Below are 1021 nucleotides of genomic sequence, written 5' to 3'. Positions count from 1 at the left end.
GGGCTCGCTTGGCGCCGCCGCTGCGGCTCCGGCTGGCGCGGCTGCGGCGGCGCCCACGAAGCGCACGCCGGAACTGGCGATGCAGGAAGGCAATGCCGCCCTGGCACGGCGCGACTACGCCGCCGCCGAGAACGCGGCGCGCGAGGTGCTGGCCGGGCCGCGGACCCCGCGCAGCACGGACGCGCAGTTCCTGCTGGCCCAGTCGCTGGCCGGCAAGAAGGATTTCCAGGGCGCCGCGGTGGCGTATGACGACGCCTACAACCGTTCGCGCACCGGCACGCATGCGCAGGACTCGTTGCTCGGCCTGGCCAATTCGCTGACCGGGATCGGCGAGAAACGCGCCGCCTGCGCCACGCTCGACAAGTTGAAGGCGGAATTCCCCACGCCGAAGCCCGACCTGAAGGATCCGATCGCGAGCGCCCGGCAGAGGGCCGGCTGCCGCTGACGCCGCTCGCACCGCAGGAATTCGCGGCGCTGATGGCGCCGCTGGGCCCGTTCGAACCCGCGCCGCATCTCGCGGTCGCGGTCTCCGGCGGGGCCGACAGCATGGCGCTGGCGTTGCTGGCGCGGGACTGGACTCGCGCACGGGGGGGGCGGATCACCGCCCTGGTCGTCGATCACGGGCTGCGCGCGGCGTCTGCCGGCGAGGCCGCGTGTACCCGCGACCGCCTGGCCATGCTCGGCATTCCCGCGCGGTTGTTCACCTTGCAGGGGCTTGGCCACGGCCCGGCGCTTGCCGCGCGCGCCCGGGCCGCCCGTTACGCGGTGCTGGAGGCGGCCTGCGCCAAGGCCAGCATCCTGCATCTGCTGCTGGCCCACCATGCCGCCGACCAGGCGGAAACCGTAGCGATGCGGCTGCTCGACCGCAGCGGCCCGGCCGGGCTCGCCGGCATGGCGGCCCTGGTCGAGGCGGGCCGGGTCCGCCGCCTGCGGCCGCTGCTGCCGGTTCCGCCCGGCCGGCTGCGCGCCACGCTGCATGCGGCCGGAATCGCCTGGGTCGAGGACCCCAGCAACGCCGACC

At 75.2% G+C, this 1021-nt stretch carries 2 protein-coding genes; both read left to right on the top strand.

Features of this window, described 5'->3' with window-relative positions; genetic code table 11:
- Positions 1-445, top strand: a 445-nt coding sequence (locus tag OL599_RS25790; RefSeq protein WP_408887005.1) for a tetratricopeptide repeat protein, incomplete at its 5' end; no start/stop codon positions are given.
- 32 nt (positions 446-477) lie between these two features.
- Positions 478-1021, top strand: a 544-nt coding sequence (gene tilS / locus OL599_RS25785; protein ID WP_264716935.1) for a tRNA lysidine(34) synthetase TilS, incomplete at its 3' end; no start/stop codon positions are given.

The organism is Limobrevibacterium gyesilva, assembly GCF_025989185.1.
GTDB lineage: Bacteria > Pseudomonadota > Alphaproteobacteria > Acetobacterales > Acetobacteraceae > Limobrevibacterium > Limobrevibacterium gyesilva.
The sequence above is the reverse complement of the archived record's forward strand: the minus strand, read 5'-3'. Positions and strand labels throughout refer to the sequence as shown.